Consider the following 20,390-nt stretch of genomic DNA (forward strand, 5'->3'; position numbering starts at 1 on the left):
ATTATTTTTTGATTATGCCTAGTTAATTACTTCATTTGAAAAAATAACATAAAATATGTAATTTTTCAAGATAATATTCTTTATTATGACTCAAATAGCTTAAGTCTAAACATCATATTATTATAACAGATTAAAAATGTAAAAGATATGCTTTAAAATAATTTAAATTTTAAAATAGAGTTAAATGCATAATAAAATCTAATAGAATCTAAAATATGTTATAGACATGATTAATTAAACTAAAGTAAAATAGTACTTGATATGAAGAAGAGAGGCATAAAAGAGGTACTAAATATTATGGTGATAGGAAAAACTTTGAAGGATATTTCACAGGATAAAAAATTTGTAAGAAAAGCTATAGCTATTACAATACCAATAGCCTTACAAGCTTTATTAAATACTAGTTTAAACCTTGTAGATACTGTAATGATTGGAAGCTTGGGGCAAACGTCCATTGCAGCAGTTGGTCTTGCTAATAAAGTTTTCTTTGTGTTCACTTTATTATTATTTGGGATAGTAAGTGGATCATCCATTTTAACAGCTCAATATTTTGGTAAGAAAGATATACAAAATATAAGAAGAGTTTTGGGAATGTCTTTAACTATCGCGCTCATTGGAGCTTTTATTTTTGTAATTCCAAGTTTAATTTGTCCTAAAATTGTAATGAGTATCTTCACTCCAAGTAAAAATACTATAGAAATAGGAGCCGGATATTTAGCAATTGCTGCAATAAGCTATCCATTGACTGCAATAACTAATGTTTATGTGGCGCTTTTAAGAGGAGTAAACCAGGTAAAAGCACCTGTTATAATAACTATCATTTCAATAGTTATAAAAGTACTATTAAACTACGCATTGATTTTTGGACATTTTGGAGCACCAGCGCTTGGTGTTAAAGGAGAGGCAATTGCAGTTATAATTGCGAGAACCATAGAATGCAGCTGTATATTATTTATAGCATACTATAGCAAGGGACCAGCAGCAGCAAAAATTAAGGAATTAATAGCATTTAATAAAAGGTTTGTTAAATTATTTTTTTCAACTGTATCTCCTGTTATTCTCAATGAATTTATGTGGGGATTAGGAGTTACAATGTATTCATTAGTATATGGAAGAATGGGTGATGGAGCTGTAGCAGCTATTACTATAACTCAAACGGTTGAACAGATAATTACTGTTATTTTTCAAGGAATAAGTGCGGCAACTGCAGTCATCTTAGGAAATGAATTAGGAGCGAATAAATTAAAAGAAGCGGAAAGTCATTCGAAATACTTTATAGTATTACAATTTATTTCTGCCTTAATAATGTGCGCTACATGCTTTGCTATTAAAAACCCATTAATTACATTATTCAATGTAACAGATAATGTAGGTACTGATGTAAGTAAATGCTTAATAGTTTTTATAATGTACTTGCCATTTAAAGTATTTAATTGGGTAAACATTGTTGGTATTCTTAGAAGCGGAGGAGATACTAAGGCAGCATTAATGTTAGATATTAGCGGGGTATGGATGGTTGGAATTCCATTTGCCTTTTTAGGAGGAATGGTGTTAGGCTTTCCGATATATTTCGTATATGCAATGGTTACATTTGAAGAAATATACAAGTTTATTTTAGGTTTTAGACGATATAAACAAAAGAAGTGGCTTAGAAATTTAGTTTAAGTAGAAGAATCATTGAATATAAAATCCTAATAATGGATTAAGCGTAAAATATTTCTTAATTATTTTGTAAGAACTAAATAGTTTATTTACTATATAATAGGAAATAATGAAGATGTTGATTTATATGCATATTGGAGGGATATATGGTTACAAAGAATGATAACAGACGAAGAAAGATAAAAAAGAAGAAGAAAAAAATGCGTAATTCAAAAGTTCTTTTACGAGGTATCCGTGATATGCTTCTTTTTTTAGTGATAACTACACCCATTGTATTTTTCTTAGGTCCATATGATAACATGAGAAAAACTTTGATTTCAACTATTTTAGCAACAAGGCATGCATATTTAATAAATGATATAATACCACAAACGATGTTAGATAAGATGCTTGGAATAGATGGAAGTGATAGCAGCACAGAAGCTTTTCAAGATATGAAAAAGATAGATGTTAAATATAAAGTCGGAAATGAAATAACAGAATATCATATACCTAATAAAAAATATGATGCGTATGTTTTAGAAATAAAGAACCCATTAAAAGTTAAGGTTGCAATGACCAAGTTTTTGGGGAAAATGGGGGAAAAGACAAGCGAAATGGCAGATGAACACGATGCGGTTGCAGCCATCAATGGTGGTTCCTTTGTTGATAAATCTTCAGATGGAACTCAATATGCAGGAACTGGAGCTGAACCTGGGGGCTTTGTTATATCAGAAGGAAAGGTTATTTATCCTACTGGAAATGTAAATGAAAATGATGTTGAAAATGTTATTGCTTTTACAAAAGGAGGAGAGCTGATAGTTGGAGATCATACAATAGCTGAACTAAAAAAACTAAATGTACAGGAAGCAATGTGCTTTAGAAAGCCAAATATAATTATTAATGGAGTTAGACAGATAAAAAATACAGCAGAAGAAGGACTTAACCCCAGAACTGCAGTTGGTCAAAAAGCAGATGGAACAATAATATTTTTAGTTATAGATGGTAGAAAAATAACAACACCTGGAGCAAGTTTATATGATGTTCAAGAGATAATGATGGAAAGAGGAGCTGTTAATGCAGGAGCTCTTGATGGAGGATATTCATCAACAATGTATTATAAAGGCAACGTCATAAATTCTCCTAATGCCTGGGATGGCGAAAGATCTGTTGCAACAGCATTTTACGTAGAGCAGTAAAGGAGGAAGTAGTAAATGAAGAATTTAAAAAGAAGATTAACTTGGTTTGCACTTGCTTTTATATTGCAGCAAAGTATATTTTTATTTATTGATAAGGTATATCTAGCTTCAGATTTTGATATTAAAGCTGAAAAAGTTGAAGAACAAGACAACCAAGCAGATAAGAAAACAGAAATAGATATAAAAAGTGGGATAAATGAAGTGAAGTTATCTTCAGATGCACGGTATGTTTCTTATATAGATAGTGGAAAACTTAAGATTTTAGATAGCAATGATAATACAGAAAAAGAATGTGAGACTGATAGCGGCTCTGAAATTGCATTTTATAAATGGCTTAATGGGGAAGATAATATGCTTGTGATACAGAAAGTAAAAGATAAAGGGGTATATTATTTAGAACCAGTATCTTTTGATGCTAAAAAGGGAGAAACTAGAGATCTTGCAGATTTTGATTTGCATAAAGTTCAAATTAAGCTCAATAGTTCAAAAGATGAAGTGAATAATGTAGTGTTTTCAACATTAACCCATAGCTTGTATATCGAAGTTAAAAAGAGTACTGGAAAATGTGATTTATATTATGCAAATGTAATGAATCAATTAAAAAAGGTTAAAAGTGATAGGCCAATAACCAATGTAGTGGTTCCGACAACAAGCACGAATGCAGTACTAGAGGAAGGAACGAGCATAACAATATTAAATACAAAAGGAACACTATCAATACCGAATGTTAGAAATCCTAAGGTGCTAGGTGCAGATGTTAATGATAATGTATATTTTGGAGAAGAGGTAAATAATAAAATTCAAAAGATATATTACACTGTTTTATCAGATAAAACTAGGAAATGGAATGAATTAAAAATTGCTGATCCAGTTGATAAAGACGATATACTAATTGATTATTCTGGAAAAGTATATATTGATAATAAATCCAAAAAAACAGTATTAGAGCTTACAGGAAATAAATCGATAAGTTATAAAGGTGATTTAGTTCAAACATATTCTAAGGGAGTTATCTCCAAGGACGGTAACAAGTTGATGAAAAATAAATTAGAATAAAGTTATATAAAGGCGTACTCTCTAAAATTCGATAAAGTAATTAATAAAAAGTATTTTTCTTTTATTTCCATATATAAACATAGATTGTAGTTATATATAAGAATGAATAATAAATAAGAAATAGGGGAAAATATATAAATAGATTACTTAAGAAAAACAAGATCTTCCAATCATAAGGAGATCTTGTTTTTTATAGAAGGTGGAGGAATGACAATGTCTAAAATAGGAGTAATAAGTGCAATATTAGAGCACCCAAAAGAAGTGCAAGATGAATTTAATGATGTGGTAGCATCCTTTAGGGGAAGTATAAAAGGACGAATGGGTATACCTTTTGCAGATGAACTATCGGTAATTTCCATAACTCTTATAGGAGAAACTGAAGATATACACGAGTTCACAGATGAACTTAAAAGTATTGATGGGGTGACTGTAAATACATCAATCGCAAAAGTTGAAGTTTAAATATTTATTATAATATGAAATAAATCCGTCATAAATGTAATCAACAAATAAAAATAAAATATGGCTATTTCAAGCAATAAATTGAAATAGCCATATTTTTTAATTTGTGAATTTATCTATGAGAGAAGAAGGTAAATCTTCTGCTATATAAGAACCTGAATCTATTAAATTTAATAATCTGGTTAATTTTTCAATATGTTCTTTTTTATTTATGCTTATTACTTTTATAACTTTAAATAATTCGTTACTTTTAACGTTTTCTAAGAAGTTAGTATACAGTATAATTGCTTCAAGTTCATCCTTTATAGCATTTCTAATACTAGTAAGTAATAGCTTATTTTCCTTTCCGCCTAAATATTCGTTATAAGAAATTTTTGAAGTGTTTTTAAGTTGCTTATCGGCATGCTCATAAGCAGAAAAGAACTCTTTGTCTGTTTTTTGTAAGGCTTTCAAAAATGAACCATAATGTTTCTTTTCCTCTTTCATAATATGATATAACATATCTTTTATTTCTTTATTTTCGGTGAGGCTTAAAGAATAGCTATAATCATTTACAGCAGTTATTTCAGAAATCATTCCTTCCATAAGAAAGGTTATATCGTTATTATTTTGACATTGTAAAATTGTTGTATAGCTCATATACGCTCCTAAAATTTTGATTTATATTATTACAGTATATATAAGCAGAGCAAAAAGTATGTCATTCTCAGTTTTAATTATAGCTGTGAGTTTGAATAGTATGTGTAAGATCTATGGAAATATATAGCATTGAGTCTTAGCACATACTATATCAGGAACTCTTATGATCTATCGTTGTTATAGTTTTTAACAGGCATACATATTAATTTTAATTGTTTTTTTCGATGTATATTTATAATAACTGTGTGCATTAATCCAGTATTTTATAAGTTGTGGTTTATAATCTAAAAGATACTTTAGAAATTCATCAAAAACATTTAGCTTTACTAGAATCTTAACAATTTCTTTGGGGTAAGGAGTATTTTTTTCAAAGACTTTTCTTGGATCTATTACCTGTATCTTTTCGTGTTCATTTACAAATATATGGGCTCCTCTTATATCGAGTCGTGTAAATTTCAATTGTTTAAATTCTTCAATGAGATTTATAATTTCAGCGGATAAATTATAGGATAATCCATTTTTTTTAATATAGTCAGATAATATATCTCCTTCAACATAATCTCTCAAGATCATATTGTTTGCTATAAACATAACTTTAGGAAAAAATCTGCTATTGTTGACTTCTTCTAAAAGGCAGGCCTCCTTCTCAGCCTTCTTTCGTTTAGAAAATATTTTTAAGGCATATCCTTCAGGGGTTAAATAAACAGAACCTTCCTTGCCTTTACCTAAGAATTCACATTCTTTTATATCTAAAACGTATCTCATATTGTTCACTATTATTAATTGTTTTATATATTATATGAAATCATTTATACAATTCTACAAAATGAGATGAATATGTATAAATTATTCTATTAAACAAATGATTTAGTGGGTGACTTTTTTATTATATTTATAAAAAGAAGTAATGATGAGATAGCATATAAATGGTCAGTTATATTAGATTATAACATTAAATTCGGATATATTATAATTTTTAATTCAAAATATTATAATTCTAATAAGTTTTAAGTGTTATGAAATTGAATTGAAAATAAATGAATTATAATATTATAAACAAAAAATTAAATATTTAGATGATATTTTATTAATTTATGGAAGTTTTATTAAGATAACAAGCATTATATTCAAGAAGTTAATTGAACTTATGATTAAAATATGTAATAAAAGTCAATAGCAAAAATAAAGTTAGGTCTAATGAACTGAGATATGCACAAATGAGTCTATTGCTTGTATTCGGAGTATGAAAATTATAATATCACATATCATATTTAATGTGTTAGATTGCAATTAGGAAATAAAAATCATTTAATGAAAAGGTTTGTGAAAAATTTTTTTCATTATTAAACTGTTAATATCTTGCCGAGTATTATCATAATATGATAAAATACTAATTGGTTTGTTGTATTTTTTGGATTTTTGGGGAGAATATTTATAGGTTAAAGTTAAAATTTAGCCTATTTCAAAGATGATTTTGGGGCGAATATAAATTAAATGGGAGGACCCGTATGAATATTTTCAAGAAAAAGTCAGTAGACAAAATGCTGGAAGGAGTGGAGAGGACAGCCTTAAAGAAGAACCTTAAAGCTAAAGACATAGCTGCATTTGGTATAGGAGCAGTAGTAGGAGTAGGTATCTTTGTGGCAACAGGAACAGGTGCGCATCTAGCGGGACCAGCTGTAATAATTTCATTTATTTTAGCAGGTATAGTTGCTTGTCTTTGTGCATTGTGTTATTGCGAGCTTTCAACTATGTTCCCAGTTGCAGGAAGTACGTATTCGTATTCGTATATAGTATTCGGTGAAATAATAGCAATGATAATTGGGTGGTGTCTTACTGCGGAATATTTAGTTGCTTGTAGTGCAGTAGCATCTGGATGGTCAGGTACCTTTGTAGGGATACTAAAATCATTTGGAGTAACATTACCAGCAGCTCTTACTTCATCACCAAGCAAAGGTGGAATAGTGGATTTACCAGCTATATTAATAATTGCAATAATAACTTACATACTATATTATGGAATGAAAGAAAGTGCTAGAGTTAATAATATCATTGTTGGAATAAAGATTGTTATAATTCTTGTGTTTGTAGTACTTGGAGTAGGACATATAGATACGGCTAACTATCATCCTTTTGCTCCATTTGGATTTGGGGGAATCTTTGCGGCAACAGCGACTATATTCTTTTCATTCATTGGATTTGATGCAATATCAACTGCGGCAGAGGAAGCAGAAAATCCAAAACGAGATATTCCTCTTGGACTTATAATTTGTTTAATAGCTGTTACAGTACTTTATGTTTTAGTTGCTGTTGTACTTACAGGAATGGTTCCTTATAACGAAATAATTTCTGAAAATGCGGTGCCAGGGGCTTTAGCAAGAGTAGGTATAAATTGGGGAGCAGCACTAGTTGGGACGGGAGCTATACTTGGAATGATTTCTACTATTATGGTAGTTCTTTATGGCCAAGTTAGAGTATTTATGGTTATGTCAAGAGATGGACTTTTACCAAAGATATTCTCAAAGGTACATCCGATTCATAAGACACCACATATTTCAACTATCATAACTGGAACTATAGCAGCAATAATTGCTGGGTTTATACCATTAGATATTATCGTAGAATTTTTAAGTACTGGAACTTTATTTGGATTCATTGCTGTATCTCTTGCAGTAATAGTACTTAGAAAAACTATGCCAAACTTTAAAAGAATTTTTAAAGTTCCAGGAGCTCCATTTACTCCGATAGTAGCTATAATATGTTGTATAGTTTTATTGTGTGGATTAAAATTAATAACTTGGATAGGCTTTGTAGTATGGCTCATTATAGGACTTGTAGTGTATTTTGTTTATGGAAGAAAACATAGTATAGTTCAAAATGAAGGTGATTTAGAAAACACCGATAAAGCAGTATAGATTAAGATGGAATTGTGAATAAGGATTACTTTACCACGATTGATTTTATGATATAAATTATAGAAAGAATCATTGTTGTAGTGATAGCGGATATGCTAAAAATATTACAACAGTGATTCTTTTGTTTTATTTAAAATTTAAATAAAATATTAGAACTAATAAAGTATATTTAAAAATATAATATATAGAGGAAAAGTTGTTATTAACGAGTCAATAATTGTAAAAATTATAGTTAAAATAATATCAATATAAAAGAACGTATTATGTATGTATTTCATAATATATAGAAAATAAGCGATAATTAATAATATGGTGAGATTTTTGAAAATGAGATTTTTAATTAATATATTGGGTGTATAAGTAGACTATAAGCCGAAAGGAGTATTAAGTAAATAATAAAATAGAATCTTATAATTCATGTACAAAAATTCAGAATTGTCAAAAAATTTATTGACAAAAATTAAACAAGCAAATAAAATAAAGGTAGGAACATTTGATAAAAAAATAACAAAGACTATAAAAGTTATGGAGATGGTATTTATGGTGAAGGTAATAAGTACAAGAGAGGCAGCAAATTTAATAAAGGATAACGATGTTTTGGCAACTTCCGGTTTTGCATCATTAGGAGTTCCAGAAGCATTATTAAAAGGTTTGGAAGAAAAATTTTTAGAAGAAAAAAGTCCTAAAAATTTAGCACTAATGTTTGCAGCAGCACAAGGTGATGGGAAAAGTAAAGGATTAAATCATTTAGCACATGAAGGGCTGGTAGGTAAAATCATAGGAGGACATTTTAACTTAGCACCAATGTTAGGAGAATTAATTAGAGACAATAAAGTATATGCATATAATTTACCACAAGGAATTATGTGTAATGTGTTTAGAGATATAGCAAGTAAAAAAACTGCAACCATAAGTAAAGTAGGGTTAAATACGTTTGTAGATCCAAGAGTAGAGGGAGGAAAGGCGAATTCAATTACTAAGGAAAATGAAAAAGATATAGTTGAAGTGATTAAGATATTGGGTGAAGAAAATTTATTATACAAGTGTCCAAGCATTAACGTGGCATTTATTCGTGGAACATATGCTGATGAAAAAGGAAACGTTTCGATGAATCATGAGGCTACCTTTTCAGAAGCAACATGTATAGCTCAAGCAGTTAAGAATTGTGGTGGAATAGTTATAGTACAAGTTGATAAAGTAGTTAAAGCCGGAATGTTAGATCCAAGACTTGTAAAAATACCTGGAATTTACGTTAATTATATAGTCGAAGCTAAGAACAAAGAAGATCAGGCTCAGGTACTAGGATATGATGATGATCTATCTTTGACTGGAGATATTAAAGTAATAGCGGATAGTTTAGAACCGTTAGAACTTAATGCTAGGAAAATTATTGGAAGAAGAGCAGCTATGGAATTAGAAGAAGGAAGCATTGTTAATATTGGAATAGGAATACCGGAAGCAATTTCAAATGTTGCTAATGAAGAAGGAATAGCAGATTCCATTGTATTAACAGTTGAACCAGGACCTATAGGAGGAATCCCTCAAGGAGGAAAAAAATTTGGTTCTTCAGTGAATCCAGAATGCATATTTGATCAACCGACACAATTTGATTTTTACGATGGAGGAGGCTTAGATATAGCATTTTTAGGACTTGCACAGGTAGACAAGCATGGGAATTTAAATGTTAGCAAATTTGGAACAAGAGTTGCAGGCTGTGGAGGATTTATCAATATTACTCAAAATGCTAAAAAGGTCTTCTTTTGTGGAACATTTACAGCTAAGGGTTTAGAGGTAAAAGTAGAAAATGGAGAATTGAAAATCATAAATGAAGGAAATAAGAAGAAATTTGTAGATTCTGTAGAGCAGATCACTTTTAGTAGTGAATATGCATTGAAAGTTAAACAGCCAGTTATGTATATAACTGAAAGAGCTGTCTTTGAATTAAAGGAAGATGGATTGCATCTAATTGAAATAGCACCAGGAATAGATATTAAAAAAGATATATTAGATTTGATGGAATTTGCTCCAGTTGTAGATAAAGATCTTAAATTAATGGATAAGAGAATATTTATAGATGAACTAATGGATTTAAAAAAATAATTTATAATTCTAGAGGGGGATAAAGATTATGTTAGAAAATTTAAAGATTAAAGTTGTTAAAATGGCAAAAGACGCAGAAAGGTATAATCTATGTAAAGGAAATATAGGAAGCTTTAGTATTAGAGATGAAAGTTCAGGATATGTGGTTATAACACCTTCAAAAATAGCAGTGGAAAACTTGAATGTTGAACATGTTTGTATAGTAGATTTGAAAGGGAATAGGATTAATGTTGTCGATGGAATTGAACCAACTAGTGATATATTAATGCACCTTGAGGTTTATAGAGCAAGAAAAGATATAAAAACTATAATGCATATTCATTCAGTTCATGTAAGTACTTTTGCTGTAATAAATAAAGTAATTCCACCAATAGCGTATGATTCTGCAAATTACGGAGGATATATTTATGTTGCAAATGGTGGAAATGCAGAATCTTCCGAAACTGCAAAAGATTTGATAGAAAAATTAAATATGAGTGATGCCTGTCTTTTAGAGAGTAATGGAGCTATTGTTGTGAGTGGGAATATAGAAAATATAGTATTTAAAGCAAGAACTGTTGAGAGAGTAGCTGAAATTTATTATAAAGCATTAGTTTTAAATAAATCTAACGAACCAAAAAGATTTTCGAGAGAAGAATTAGCTTTATACAGTGGAAATAGATAAGATTTGAAGTGCTGTAAAAGCTAGTGATATTAAATAAATTCAAGATATGAATTAAAAAAGCATTAATCCATTAGGAGCAATGCTTTTTTATTTATATAAAAATAAACAAATATTTCATTAAATACTTTTTCTAACATGCTTTGATTTTTTTACTATAAAATGAGAATCACCAGGGAAATTTTCAATAAATTTAAGATATTTAAGGATTTTTACATCACTTTTTAAGGATTCAAGAGTATGATAGTATGTTGCTAATTCACGATTTGTAAAAAGAGCATGAATTTGCTGATGACAAGTTGGACATAAAGAGAGGGTTTCAAATTTCCTTCCGCCTTTTTGCAGGGGAATCAAGTGATGTTTAGTTATGATAGATACATTTCTATTACATAATTCACATATATGCTCCATAAAATCCTCCTCTTATACGCTATTCATATTTTATGATTAAATTATATCAAAATAAAAAATAAAGTCAAAGTGATTTTAATGGTAAATAAAAGTCAATTATTTTTATGATATGATGTAACTAACCAATTAAAAAATAAGTTAAATACTCAAGAAGCTAAAGGCTTATTGGGAGAGATAGGAGACTTATTTTCTTCTTTAGGGAATTTAATAAAAAGTCTATTATAAAATAAATATTAGACTTAGGAGGCCATATGTTAATAGTTAGTTGGAAACCAGATAAAAGTTCTTCTATTCCAGTATATCAGCAGATAGTTGATTATTTTAAGAGGATGATATCAACAGGTGAATGGGACTTAGGAAGTAAATTGCCACCACAAAGAGAGCTGGCAAGGATATTTGAAGTGAACAGAAGTACTGTTGTAGAGGCTTTGGACGAATTGAAGGCAGAAGGATTAATTGAAGGAAAAAGCAGCAAAGGAACAATTATAGTCAATAATACTTGGTCTTTGATGGCATCTGTTTCACCATTAAAGTGGAAAAATTATATTGCAAGAGGTATACATAAACCTAATTTACCTATAATTCAAAAAATAAATAAATTAGAATTTGAAAATAGGATAATAAGACTAGGTACAGGGGAACTTGCTAGTGAGTTATATCCTCATGATATGATGAAAGAAGTTTTAAATAATGTATCAAAGAAAGTGTCATCTTTAGGCTATGAGGAACCAAAAGGATCATTATTTTTAAGAGAGACAATAAGTAAATATTTAAAAAAGCATAGTATAAATGTTTCCCCATCTAAAATATTAATTGTTTCTGGCTCATTGCAGGCCTTGCAGCTGATTTCTATAGGAGTTCTGGAGCAGGGATCTACAATACTTGTTGAAAAGCCTTCGTATTTGAGTTCTCTAAACTTATTTCAGTCATCTGGAATGAAGTTAAAAGGCATTAGAATGGATGCTTTGGGAATTGATCCAATTCAAATTAAAAAAAGTAACAATAATAAAAATTCAACTTTATTATATACTATACCGACCTTCCAAAATCCAACTGGAATTTTAATGTCAGAAGAAAGAAGAGAGACAGTTTTAAAAATATGTTCAAAAGAAAGAATACCAATTATTGAAGATGATGCATATAGAGAATTATGGATAGATGAAGAACCACCAGTTCCCCTAAAAGCTAGAGATAAGAATGGTAATGTAATGTACTTAGGCACGGCTTCAAAATCTTTAGCAGCAGGTCTTAGGGTTGGTTGGCTAATTGGGCCAGAAAATGTTGTTGAACATTTAGGTGACATTAAGATGCAGAGTGATTATGGAACAAGCTCACTGTCCCAAGAAGTTGTAGCTGAATGGATTACAAGCGGTTTGTATGAAAAATATTTGCTTCAGCTAAGGAACAATTTAAAGACTAGAAGGGACTACACACTTAATATCTTAGAAAAGTATTTTAAGGATATAGCTACATGGAATAAACCAGTTGGAGGATTTTATATTTGGTTGAAACTTAATGTACCTATATCATTAAACAAGCTGTTTGAAATTGCATATAGAGAAGGAATACTAATTAATCCAGGTAATGTTTATGATCTTTCAAATAATCAAAATCTAAGAATCTCATATTCATACGCATCATTAACAGATTTAGAAAGAGGCTTGAAAATATTATCTAAGGTAATTAGAGAAAAGTTATTTTAATTATAAAGATGAACAGCTATTGAAGAAAATCAATAGCTGTTTTGGTTGGTGAATAATTCATTTTCTTGGTTGGAGATTTCAGTGATTTTATCATGTATAATGACAAAGAAGAAATTACATAAGGTGGTGAATTATGATTAAATATCTATTGCAGGGACTGCTATTTGGACTTGCTTATGTAGCCCCTATTGGAACACAGAATTTATATGTAATAAACACTGCGCTTAAGAAAAGCAGGTTAGATACATATAAAGTTGCACTTATAACTATTTTTTTTGATATTTCATTAGCGATCTCATGCTTTTTTGGAATAGGATTCTTAATTCAAAAATACTTTGAATTAAGGCTTGTGGTGCTTTTACTTGGATGTATTATTGTAACTCATATAGGCATAGGATTGATAAAATCAGCATCACAAGTATCGGATAATAAAAATATAGACAATTCATTGATTAGGATTATTATCTCTTGTTTTGCTGTTACATGGCTTAATCCGCAGGCAATAATTGATGGTTCATTATTATTAGGCGGCTTTAATGCTTCACTTCCACTAGATATGTCTAGATATTTTATATTAGGAGTTTGTCTAGCATCATTTTTATGGTTTAATTCTCTGTCAATGCTTATAGTAAAATTTCGTAATAAGCTTAATAAAATAATAAAATGGATAAATATAATATGCGGAGCAATATTAATATTTTATGGCTTGAAATTAGGATATTCTTTTATTGAATTGATATAATAATTCTAATTTAATAGAAGAACAAAGAAAAATAAAATGTAGTAAATAGTAAGATAGAAAAATTATTTCCCCTTACTATTAAAATTATTTAACATATTTAGAATATGGAAGTTTAACAGTGTTTCCGGTTTGGTCAAATTTATAATTTGTACCATTGAGGGGATAATTTCCAGAAGCAAGATTCATTCCTATGGTATAGATTGCATCTGCATGAACACTAGGATCTTGAACAACAGTACCAGTCATAATCCCTTGATTAATTAATTCTTTAGCTTCAGGTAAAGCATCGACGCCAACGACTGGAATATATTTTTTTGAATTATCTCCTTTGTTGTAGCCATATTCTTGGAGTGCTTTAATAGCACCGATTGCCATAGCATCATTGTTAGATATTATTGCTTCAATTCTGCCATCAAGTGTTAATAGATTAGATCTAATTGCGCTTTTGGCACACTCCTCATCCCAATTACAAACTATTGATGATAACTCTTGGGTTTTTACTCCTGCTTCATTGAGTGCTTGAACAGAATATTTAGTTCTTGCAATGGTTTCAGCATTATTAGCAGGACCCTTTAACATAATATACTGCATTATATCATCTTTGTTCTTATCTAAAGTCTCTTTGCTGGCATTCCAAGTATCAGCAAGAATCTCACCTTGCAGAATGCCAGATTGATCAATATCAGTATCAATTATAACTGCATTACGGTAAGGTTTAAGAAAATTTACTATTTGCGGTGTTTGCGCATAATAGAGAATTAGAGGTATATCTTTTCCAACTATTTCATTAAGAGCACTTTGAATTTTATCTATATCAGTGGTGACTGGATTTAATACAACAAGGTTAAAATCATTATTAAGGGCTCTATTTATCAATTCATTTTGAATTACTTGATTTCCTTTCCCATCGAAAAAAGTAAATTGAACTTTATTTTCATTATTGCTTTGTATAGTCTCGAGATTTTTTTTAACAGTAGAAATAAATTGATCATTAAAATCATTTAAAAATACAGCTATTTTAACTGGAGTCTCAGGATTAACAGCTAAAAGAGCTGCGGTGCTTTGGGTATTATTAAATAATAATATTGAGATAATGGTAAGGGACAATATCTTCTTTAAAATATTCATTTTGATCTTCCCTCCGACTGTACTTGATTGAATTATCTATTATTAGGTTATCTTTCAGCTTAAATTTTATTCGTATTTCTGTGTAACGTATCTGTTTTTTTATTTAAATATATACATTGCAAATAATTTTTATAATTTGAAAGAGTTTTAACTAATAATTAAAGATATATGTAAATTTAAGAAAATTACAGGAAAATCAAGAAAACAGGCTAAATTTTTAGTTATGAGGGCATAATATACATAATATAAAGGTTAAAATTTAACATTAATTATATGTGTATAGTTGACAATTAAGAATATGTAATTTATAATAGACAAGCGAATTAAATTTTTAGAAGTTAAATTAATAGCATATTTTTATTGATAATTAGCACTATGAATTTAATTGTTTAAAGCTAAATTGTGGTGAACGTAGTTCAGTTGGTAGAGCGCCAGTTTGTGGCACTGGTTGTCGTGGGTTCGAGTCCCATCGTTCACCCCACAATGGGATGTCGCCAAGCGGTAAGGCAATGGATTCTGACTCCATCATTCGCAGGTTCGAATCCTGTCATCCTAGCCAGTGAGGTTCACTAGCTCAGTCGGTAGAGCACATGACTTTTAATCATGGTGTCCCGGGTTCGATTCCCGGGTGAGCCACCAAATTGATTGAAATATATAATAATTATGAGTTTTAATATTATTATATGAGTATATGAAAAACCTTCAAATGCATTATTAACTGCATTTGAAGGTTTTTCTGTATGCTGAAATATTAAGGCATATCAAATAAATAACAAGTCCACTTACAAGGCTATTTCTCATCATGCTGCGTCAACAAAATACCCTAATAGGCCTGGACATGAGGTCATTTTGTTTCCTGCCCTGATGAAAAATATCCATCGCAATTTTTGACTTGTTATTTATTTTAATGTGCCTAAATTGAAGAATGATATTTATAATAATATTAAACACTCCCTGTAAATGTTAGGTATATTAGTATTGCATTTAATGATATTATTATAGCTGCTATTAGAATGCCCAAAATTCTCACAAAACCCTTATTAGCTAAAATGCCCATTAAATCTTTACGTTTAGCTATTATCAGCATTTGAATTATAGGAAACGGCAAGATGAAGCTTAGTGCCACCTGGCTTAAGACAAGTGCATTCATTGGATTTATTCCTAGTGCAATTATAATTAATGCTGGCATCATTGTTATAAGTCTTCTGATATTTACTGGAATACTTAAATTAACAAATCCTTTCATAATTGTCTGCCCAGCTATTGTTCCGACCGCTGAAGAAGATAAGCCTGAGGCAAGAAGAGCTATTCCAAATGCACTACTTGATAGAGAGCCCAATAATGGCTGCAAAGAAGTATGAGCTTGTTCCATTGTGTCAACAGTTAATCCATTTCTATTAAATACAGCAGCAGAAACTATAACCATTGCAGCATTTACTATAAAGGCAAGATTCATTGCAATGGTGACATCAATCTTTTCCATTTTCAAATGTTTTAATTTTCCCTTATCAGAACAATCGATGCATCTATGCTGAACTAATTGTGAATGCAAATATATTACATGAGGCATAACAGTTGCACCAAGCATTCCTACAGCTATTAATACAGCTTCATTATTTGGAAGTGATGGTATCAATGTGTGCATGCCAACCTGAAACCAATCTGGCTTAGCAAGAAATAATTCTATTGTATATGCAGCACATATTATTGCAACGAGTGCTGAAATTATTACTTCGATAGCTTTTTGACCATACTTTTCCATATAACAAATCATATATGTTATTAATCCCGTTATAAGTCCTGAATATATCATGGGAATGTGGAATAACAAATATAATCCTAATGTTCCACCAAGAAATTCTGCTAAATCTGTTGCCATAGCACCTATCTCTGCAATTATCCAAAACAACCAGTTCATGCTTTTGGGAAAAACTTTAGAACACATTTCTGGAAGATTATGGCCAGTTGCTATTCCAAGTTTGGCAGACATTATTTGAAGAAATATAGCCATTAGATTACTAAATAAAATAACCCAAATTAGAGCATAACCAAACTTTGATCCGCCGCTGATATTAGTTGCAAAGTTTCCAGGATCTACATATGCCACGCTTACAATAAAAGCAGGACCAATAAATTTTGCTAACTGTTTTAATTTATTTGTATCAGTATCTATAGCCTTTTGTAATGCAGGAAAGCTAGAGATTTGAGTATCCGTATCTGTTAAAGTTCTTTCGTTTATCAACTTAATACATCACCTTTCTTATTTTGTTCTTATATGTGATTAACATAGTTACTACAATTTAACATTGTTAGCTTCGACTAAATTTATGTTTATACTACAAACTATGCGCTAACATGATAAATGTTACGATTAAGTAATTTTTTGAGCTAATATACATATAATGAATTAAATAAGTTCTGAGTAAGGTTATTAGAAAATAATAATATTTTAAATTTGTTATTTTTTTAATATACCTAAAGGTGGGTGATAACATGATAAAAAATGATTTTTATACCTTTAATGAATATATGAAGAAAGAAGATAAATCACTTACTGCATCTATGGAAGATTACCTTGAAATGATATATAGATTATCAATGAAAAATGGTTTTACAAGAATACATGAATTATCTAATGCGCTTAATGTTCAGCCTCCTTCTGCTACGAAAATGGTGCAGAAATTAGCAGAATTGAAACTCTTGAAATACGAAAGATATGGAATCTTAGTACTTGAACAAGATGGAAAAAATCTTGGAGAAGTATTGCTTAACAGGCATAATACAATTGAAAACTTTCTAAGAATCCTTGATGTTCCAGATTCTGAAATATTGGATGAAACAGAAAAAATTGAACATACCATAAGTAAGGAAACAGCAAAATGTTTTAAAGATTTTGTGAACTTTATTAATGACAATCCTAATATAATTGATAAATTTAAAGTTTATAGACGAACTTTAAAATGACACAAGTAAGTTTATTATTTTTTCTGTTTAGAGCTTTCTAATAATAGTAAGGAAAATAGTATGAAAGAAAAAAGACTTCGTATAAGTTTGTACGAAGTCTTATGCATTTTGGAATAATTAGGTAAAGCTAGCATATCTTAAAAAATGTTTTAGAAATTTAACTAATTTAATCTTATTATATAGAATTTGGAAAGAAAATAGAAGTGCATGGAATTAATACCTGGTATATAAATGATTTTCTTACCTTATACTAATTCCAAGCAAAGAATGCTTTTATTTTATACGAAAGAAGGAATTTGTTTGGACAAAAAATTTAAAATATCTGTTGTATTAACAATGCTCATAGCTATCTTTTGTTCTTTTATAGTTAATGAAAATGTTTATGCTGAAGCTAGTGAAGATAATAATGTCCATCTCATTTTAGAGGCATCAACTTCAGAAAAAACTATTCCTAAAAATTTTCGAAAGACCAGTGATTTAACTACTATTAAGGATAATAAAAATTTAAACTTAAATGGTTTAGACAAATTAAATATTTCTGGAAGCCAGCAATTTTCTGAGTTCAATCTTCCGCTATTAGTAAAGGCTATAGGGACTTCAATTCCAATAACTGTAATTGACTTGAGACAGGAATCTCACGGATTTATTAATGGCAACGCAGTAAGCTGGGCAAACCAAAAGAATAATGCTAATGAAGGATTAAGCAGAGAACAGGTTTTAGCAAATGAAGCAAGTAAGCTAAAAAGTATTAAACTAAATGAACCTATGAGTTTTTATAACAAACCTAATCAGACTATTGTTACAACAAAAGTTAAGGATGAAAATGAACTTACTAAATCAAATTCTTTATCTTATAGTAGGATAACTGTTCGAGATGGGGGAATACCTTCTGATGAAATGGTCGACTATTTTGTGGGATTAGTAAAGTCTGCATATCAAAACTCCTGGCTGCATTTTCACTGCAAGGCTGGAGTTGGAAGAACTACTGAATTTATGATTATGTATGATATGATTAAAAACTATAAAGCAGCCAGTGCTGATGAGATTATAAACAGGCAGCTGGCATTAGCAAAATTTAATGATTCTAATATAAATTCTTTTAAGAATAAAGAAAGAATGGACTTTTTAAATAAATTTTATGAGTATTCCAAATCAAATGGAGACTCTTTTAATACAAAATGGAGTGAATGGAAGAAAACATCTGCTGATAAAAAAACAGCGTCTTTTCCGGGATATTCCATACTTAATGCAAATTCTAGTTATATAAAAAATTCAGTGACTCCTAAGTCCTTTTATGTAATCTCTTTAGATTTATTGACACCTAGTGAAAGAACAATGGTTGCCAGCCTTCAGGGGCTGGTTAATAACCATTGTTCTTTTCAAATATACACAATTAATTCTTCTCAGTCAGATTATAAGATATGGCTTGAAGACTTAAAAGAAAATTATAAAATTTCATATAAAATAATATCAGACCCATGGAAATTATTAAGTATTTATAAAAAGTATATTGATGGGTATGTACTTTATAGTAATAAAACTTCTAAGGACCCATCTATCAATAATGCATGCTCTTTTGCAGCTTTAAATAAAGCGATAGTAGTCGATGAAGTTATTGAGCCAAAAGTTAGAGATATGGGGATAAGATTTAAAGGGGATTGCAGGGGGACAGATGAAAGCTGGGCATATGAAAAGTTGTGGAATAAAGGATTGAATAATTCAACGGTTATCGAGCTTTCGCCCGATAAAGATGCAGCGTTAAGAGATTATGCAATAATGACTAAATCATTAGTATTTTATGAAAATAGTATAGATAAGGCAAACCTAAGAGATAAGGTATTTTCTAGTATGGGGAATAATTCAATTTGTTTAGGATGGGGACCAGATGAATTCAATAATGTAAGTACTGCTTCAAAATATGGTGTGAGTGTGGTTGCAGCAGATTGGGCATATAATTTGAGTACACTAAGCGCTTTTCGTTCAATATCTGTAGCTAAAAGATGGAAGCTGGAAATTCCAAAAGAAGATAATGTTCATTATGTGACTTTCATAATGTCCGATGGAGATAATCTCCAATGGAATCTTGGAAATAACTATACTTCTGATAAATGGTTTGGGTTTCCTGATAGAAATAAACTTCCCCTAGGATGGTCTATGACACCCGCTTTATATTATTTAGCTCCAACTGTGTTTAATTTATATTATAAAAATGTAATTAGCGATAATGTTAATAATAATTTCATAGTATCACCTTCTGGGAATGGGTACATGTATCCTAGTAAATTTGATAGAAGTAAATTAGGACCATATATTAATGAATTGAATGAGTATATGAGAAAAGTGAATCAAAAATATGTGGCAATAATAGATGATTCGGCTTTTGAAAATATTGAACTTTGGAATAAGTTTACTGAAAAGCCTGATATCCAAGGAATGTTTTATCTAGATTATAAAAGACATGATGAATATAAGGGAAGAATTCTATGGTCAAATAATAAACCAGTAGTATCATGCAGAGACTTACTGTGGGAATCGCTTGAAAATGAAGATGAATTAGTGGAAAGGATAAAAAGCAGGGTTGATGCAGGTCAAATTAATGTATCTAGTCCTGATGCATATACTTTTGTTTATGTTCATGCTTGGAGCAAAGATGTAATTAATGTTAAAGCTGTTATAGATGAGTTAGAGAAAAATCAAAATGTAAGAATAGTTACTCCAGAAATTTTTATGAAATTAATAAAAAATAATGTTACGCACCAATAATTAGCT

The 20,390-nt window shown here is 29.9% G+C and carries 16 protein-coding genes and 3 tRNA genes; 14 read left to right on the plus strand and 5 right to left on the minus strand.

The annotated features are described in order from the left end of the window. Window positions 1–297: 297 nt before the first annotated feature. The 4 genes from CDLVIII_RS11445 (at window position 298) to CDLVIII_RS11460 (ending at window position 4,358) form a co-directional block, all read left to right on the plus strand. On the plus strand, window positions 298–1,665 hold the full coding sequence (locus tag CDLVIII_RS11445) for an MATE family efflux transporter (protein ID WP_009169616.1): 1,368 nt from the start codon (window positions 298–300) through the stop codon (window positions 1,663–1,665). A gap of 197 nt (window positions 1,666–1,862) precedes the next feature. Then, the gene (locus tag CDLVIII_RS11450; RefSeq protein ID WP_242835980.1) at window positions 1,863–2,840 is read left to right on the plus strand and encodes a phosphodiester glycosidase family protein; all 978 of its coding nucleotides are present in this window, start codon (window positions 1,863–1,865) and stop codon (window positions 2,838–2,840) included. Window positions 2,841–2,855: 15 nt separating this feature from the next. Beyond that, window positions 2,856–3,896 (plus strand): hypothetical protein, encoded by a 1,041-nt coding sequence (locus CDLVIII_RS11455; protein WP_009169618.1) that lies wholly within the window; start codon window positions 2,856–2,858, stop codon window positions 3,894–3,896. A 213-nt stretch (window positions 3,897–4,109) separates the two neighbouring features. Further along, on the plus strand, window positions 4,110–4,358 hold the full coding sequence (locus tag CDLVIII_RS11460) for a TM1266 family iron-only hydrogenase system putative regulator (RefSeq protein WP_009169619.1): 249 nt from the start codon (window positions 4,110–4,112) through the stop codon (window positions 4,356–4,358). A 99-nt stretch (window positions 4,359–4,457) separates the two neighbouring features. On the opposite strand, the gene CDLVIII_RS11465 is transcribed toward CDLVIII_RS11460, so the two are convergent. Continuing rightward, on the minus strand, window positions 4,458–4,997 hold the full coding sequence (locus tag CDLVIII_RS11465; RefSeq protein WP_009169620.1) for a rubrerythrin: 540 nt from the start codon (window positions 4,995–4,997) through the stop codon (window positions 4,458–4,460). 186 nt (window positions 4,998–5,183) lie between these two features. Then, window positions 5,184–5,762 carry a serine/threonine protein kinase gene (locus tag CDLVIII_RS11470; protein ID WP_009169621.1) on the minus strand — a complete coding sequence of 193 codons (579 nt, stop codon included), beginning with the start codon at window positions 5,760–5,762 and terminating at the stop codon, window positions 5,184–5,186. Window positions 5,763–6,505: 743 nt separating this feature from the next. Here CDLVIII_RS11470 and CDLVIII_RS11475 point away from each other — a divergent pair. The 3 genes from CDLVIII_RS11475 to CDLVIII_RS11485 all read left to right on the plus strand — a co-directional run bounded on the left by CDLVIII_RS11475 (window position 6,506) and on the right by CDLVIII_RS11485 (window position 10,676). Further along, window positions 6,506–7,912, plus strand: a complete 1,407-nt coding sequence (locus CDLVIII_RS11475) for an amino acid permease (protein WP_009169622.1) — start codon at window positions 6,506–6,508, stop codon at window positions 7,910–7,912. A gap of 540 nt (window positions 7,913–8,452) precedes the next feature. Further along, complete coding sequence (locus tag CDLVIII_RS11480; protein ID WP_035302231.1) at window positions 8,453–10,012, plus strand: malonate decarboxylase subunit alpha; 1,560 nt, start codon at window positions 8,453–8,455, stop codon at window positions 10,010–10,012. 28 nt (window positions 10,013–10,040) lie between these two features. Further along, window positions 10,041–10,676 (plus strand): class II aldolase/adducin family protein, encoded by a 636-nt coding sequence (locus tag CDLVIII_RS11485; RefSeq protein WP_009169624.1) that lies wholly within the window; start codon window positions 10,041–10,043, stop codon window positions 10,674–10,676. 117 nt (window positions 10,677–10,793) lie between these two features. On the opposite strand, the gene CDLVIII_RS11490 is transcribed toward CDLVIII_RS11485, so the two are convergent. After that, a complete protein-coding gene (locus CDLVIII_RS11490) occupies window positions 10,794–11,084 on the minus strand; it encodes an HNH endonuclease (RefSeq protein ID WP_009169625.1) in 291 nt (96 codons plus the stop codon). A gap of 251 nt (window positions 11,085–11,335) precedes the next feature. Between CDLVIII_RS11490 and CDLVIII_RS11495 the strand changes: the two genes are divergently transcribed. After that, a complete protein-coding gene (locus CDLVIII_RS11495; RefSeq protein WP_009169626.1) occupies window positions 11,336–12,787 on the plus strand; it encodes a PLP-dependent aminotransferase family protein in 1,452 nt (483 codons plus the stop codon). A gap of 133 nt (window positions 12,788–12,920) precedes the next feature. Beyond that, window positions 12,921–13,529, plus strand: coding sequence for a LysE family transporter (locus CDLVIII_RS11500; protein WP_009169627.1), 609 nt, complete (start codon window positions 12,921–12,923; stop codon window positions 13,527–13,529). An 84-nt stretch (window positions 13,530–13,613) separates the two neighbouring features. Here the strand turns inward: CDLVIII_RS11500 and CDLVIII_RS11505 are convergent, their stop codons facing one another. Beyond that, complete coding sequence (locus CDLVIII_RS11505; RefSeq protein WP_009169628.1) at window positions 13,614–14,657, minus strand: galactose ABC transporter substrate-binding protein; 1,044 nt, start codon at window positions 14,655–14,657, stop codon at window positions 13,614–13,616. A 405-nt stretch (window positions 14,658–15,062) separates the two neighbouring features. Between CDLVIII_RS11505 and CDLVIII_RS11510 the strand changes: the two genes are divergently transcribed. The 3 genes from CDLVIII_RS11510 to CDLVIII_RS11520 all read left to right on the plus strand — a co-directional run bounded on the left by CDLVIII_RS11510 (window position 15,063) and on the right by CDLVIII_RS11520 (window position 15,296). Next, window positions 15,063–15,138: transfer RNA gene (locus CDLVIII_RS11510), tRNA-His, on the plus strand. A 3-nt stretch (window positions 15,139–15,141) separates the two neighbouring features. Then, a tRNA-Gln gene (locus CDLVIII_RS11515) sits at window positions 15,142–15,216 on the plus strand. Window positions 15,217–15,220: 4 nt separating this feature from the next. Continuing rightward, window positions 15,221–15,296: transfer RNA gene (locus CDLVIII_RS11520), tRNA-Lys, on the plus strand. A 304-nt stretch (window positions 15,297–15,600) separates the two neighbouring features. Here the strand turns inward: CDLVIII_RS11520 and CDLVIII_RS11525 are convergent. Then, the gene (locus tag CDLVIII_RS11525; protein ID WP_242835982.1) at window positions 15,601–16,860 is read right to left on the minus strand and encodes an Nramp family divalent metal transporter; all 1,260 of its coding nucleotides are present in this window, start codon (window positions 16,858–16,860) and stop codon (window positions 15,601–15,603) included. Window positions 16,861–17,150: 290 nt separating this feature from the next. Between CDLVIII_RS11525 and mntR the strand changes: the two genes are divergently transcribed. Beyond that, window positions 17,151–17,621, plus strand: coding sequence for a transcriptional regulator MntR (gene mntR, locus CDLVIII_RS11530; protein WP_009169630.1), 471 nt, complete (start codon window positions 17,151–17,153; stop codon window positions 17,619–17,621). 300 nt (window positions 17,622–17,921) lie between these two features. Beyond that, window positions 17,922–20,384 carry a GxGYxYP domain-containing protein gene (locus tag CDLVIII_RS11535; protein ID WP_009169631.1) on the plus strand — a complete coding sequence of 821 codons (2,463 nt, stop codon included), beginning with the start codon at window positions 17,922–17,924 and terminating at the stop codon, window positions 20,382–20,384. The last annotated feature ends 6 nt before the right edge of the window (window positions 20,385–20,390 follow it).

This window comes from Clostridium sp. DL-VIII (assembly GCF_000230835.1).
In the GTDB taxonomy this organism is placed as follows: domain Bacteria; phylum Bacillota; class Clostridia; order Clostridiales; family Clostridiaceae; genus Clostridium.

What these genes read in the sequence shown, in the direction of transcription:
- CDLVIII_RS11445 (WP_009169616.1), top strand. Translation starts at nt 298, where the DNA reads ATGGTGATAGGAAAAACTTTGAAGGATATTTCACAGGATAAAAAATTT.
- CDLVIII_RS11450 (WP_242835980.1), top strand. Translation starts at nt 1,863, where the DNA reads ATGCGTAATTCAAAAGTTCTTTTACGAGGTATCCGTGATATGCTTCTT.
- CDLVIII_RS11455 (WP_009169618.1), top strand. Translation starts at nt 2,856, where the DNA reads ATGAAGAATTTAAAAAGAAGATTAACTTGGTTTGCACTTGCTTTTATA.
- CDLVIII_RS11460 (WP_009169619.1), top strand. Translation starts at nt 4,110, where the DNA reads ATGTCTAAAATAGGAGTAATAAGTGCAATATTAGAGCACCCAAAAGAA.
- CDLVIII_RS11465 (WP_009169620.1), bottom strand. Translation starts at nt 4,997, where the DNA reads ATGAGCTATACAACAATTTTACAATGTCAAAATAATAACGATATAACC.
- CDLVIII_RS11470 (WP_009169621.1), bottom strand. Translation starts at nt 5,762, where the DNA reads ATGAGATACGTTTTAGATATAAAAGAATGTGAATTCTTAGGTAAAGGC.
- CDLVIII_RS11475 (WP_009169622.1), top strand. Translation starts at nt 6,506, where the DNA reads ATGAATATTTTCAAGAAAAAGTCAGTAGACAAAATGCTGGAAGGAGTG.
- CDLVIII_RS11480 (WP_035302231.1), top strand. Translation starts at nt 8,453, where the DNA reads ATGGTGAAGGTAATAAGTACAAGAGAGGCAGCAAATTTAATAAAGGAT.
- CDLVIII_RS11485 (WP_009169624.1), top strand. Translation starts at nt 10,041, where the DNA reads ATGTTAGAAAATTTAAAGATTAAAGTTGTTAAAATGGCAAAAGACGCA.
- CDLVIII_RS11490 (WP_009169625.1), bottom strand. Translation starts at nt 11,084, where the DNA reads ATGGAGCATATATGTGAATTATGTAATAGAAATGTATCTATCATAACT.
- CDLVIII_RS11495 (WP_009169626.1), top strand. Translation starts at nt 11,336, where the DNA reads ATGTTAATAGTTAGTTGGAAACCAGATAAAAGTTCTTCTATTCCAGTA.
- CDLVIII_RS11500 (WP_009169627.1), top strand. Translation starts at nt 12,921, where the DNA reads ATGATTAAATATCTATTGCAGGGACTGCTATTTGGACTTGCTTATGTA.
- CDLVIII_RS11505 (WP_009169628.1), bottom strand. Translation starts at nt 14,657, where the DNA reads ATGAATATTTTAAAGAAGATATTGTCCCTTACCATTATCTCAATATTA.
- mntR (WP_009169630.1), top strand. Translation starts at nt 17,151, where the DNA reads ATGATAAAAAATGATTTTTATACCTTTAATGAATATATGAAGAAAGAA.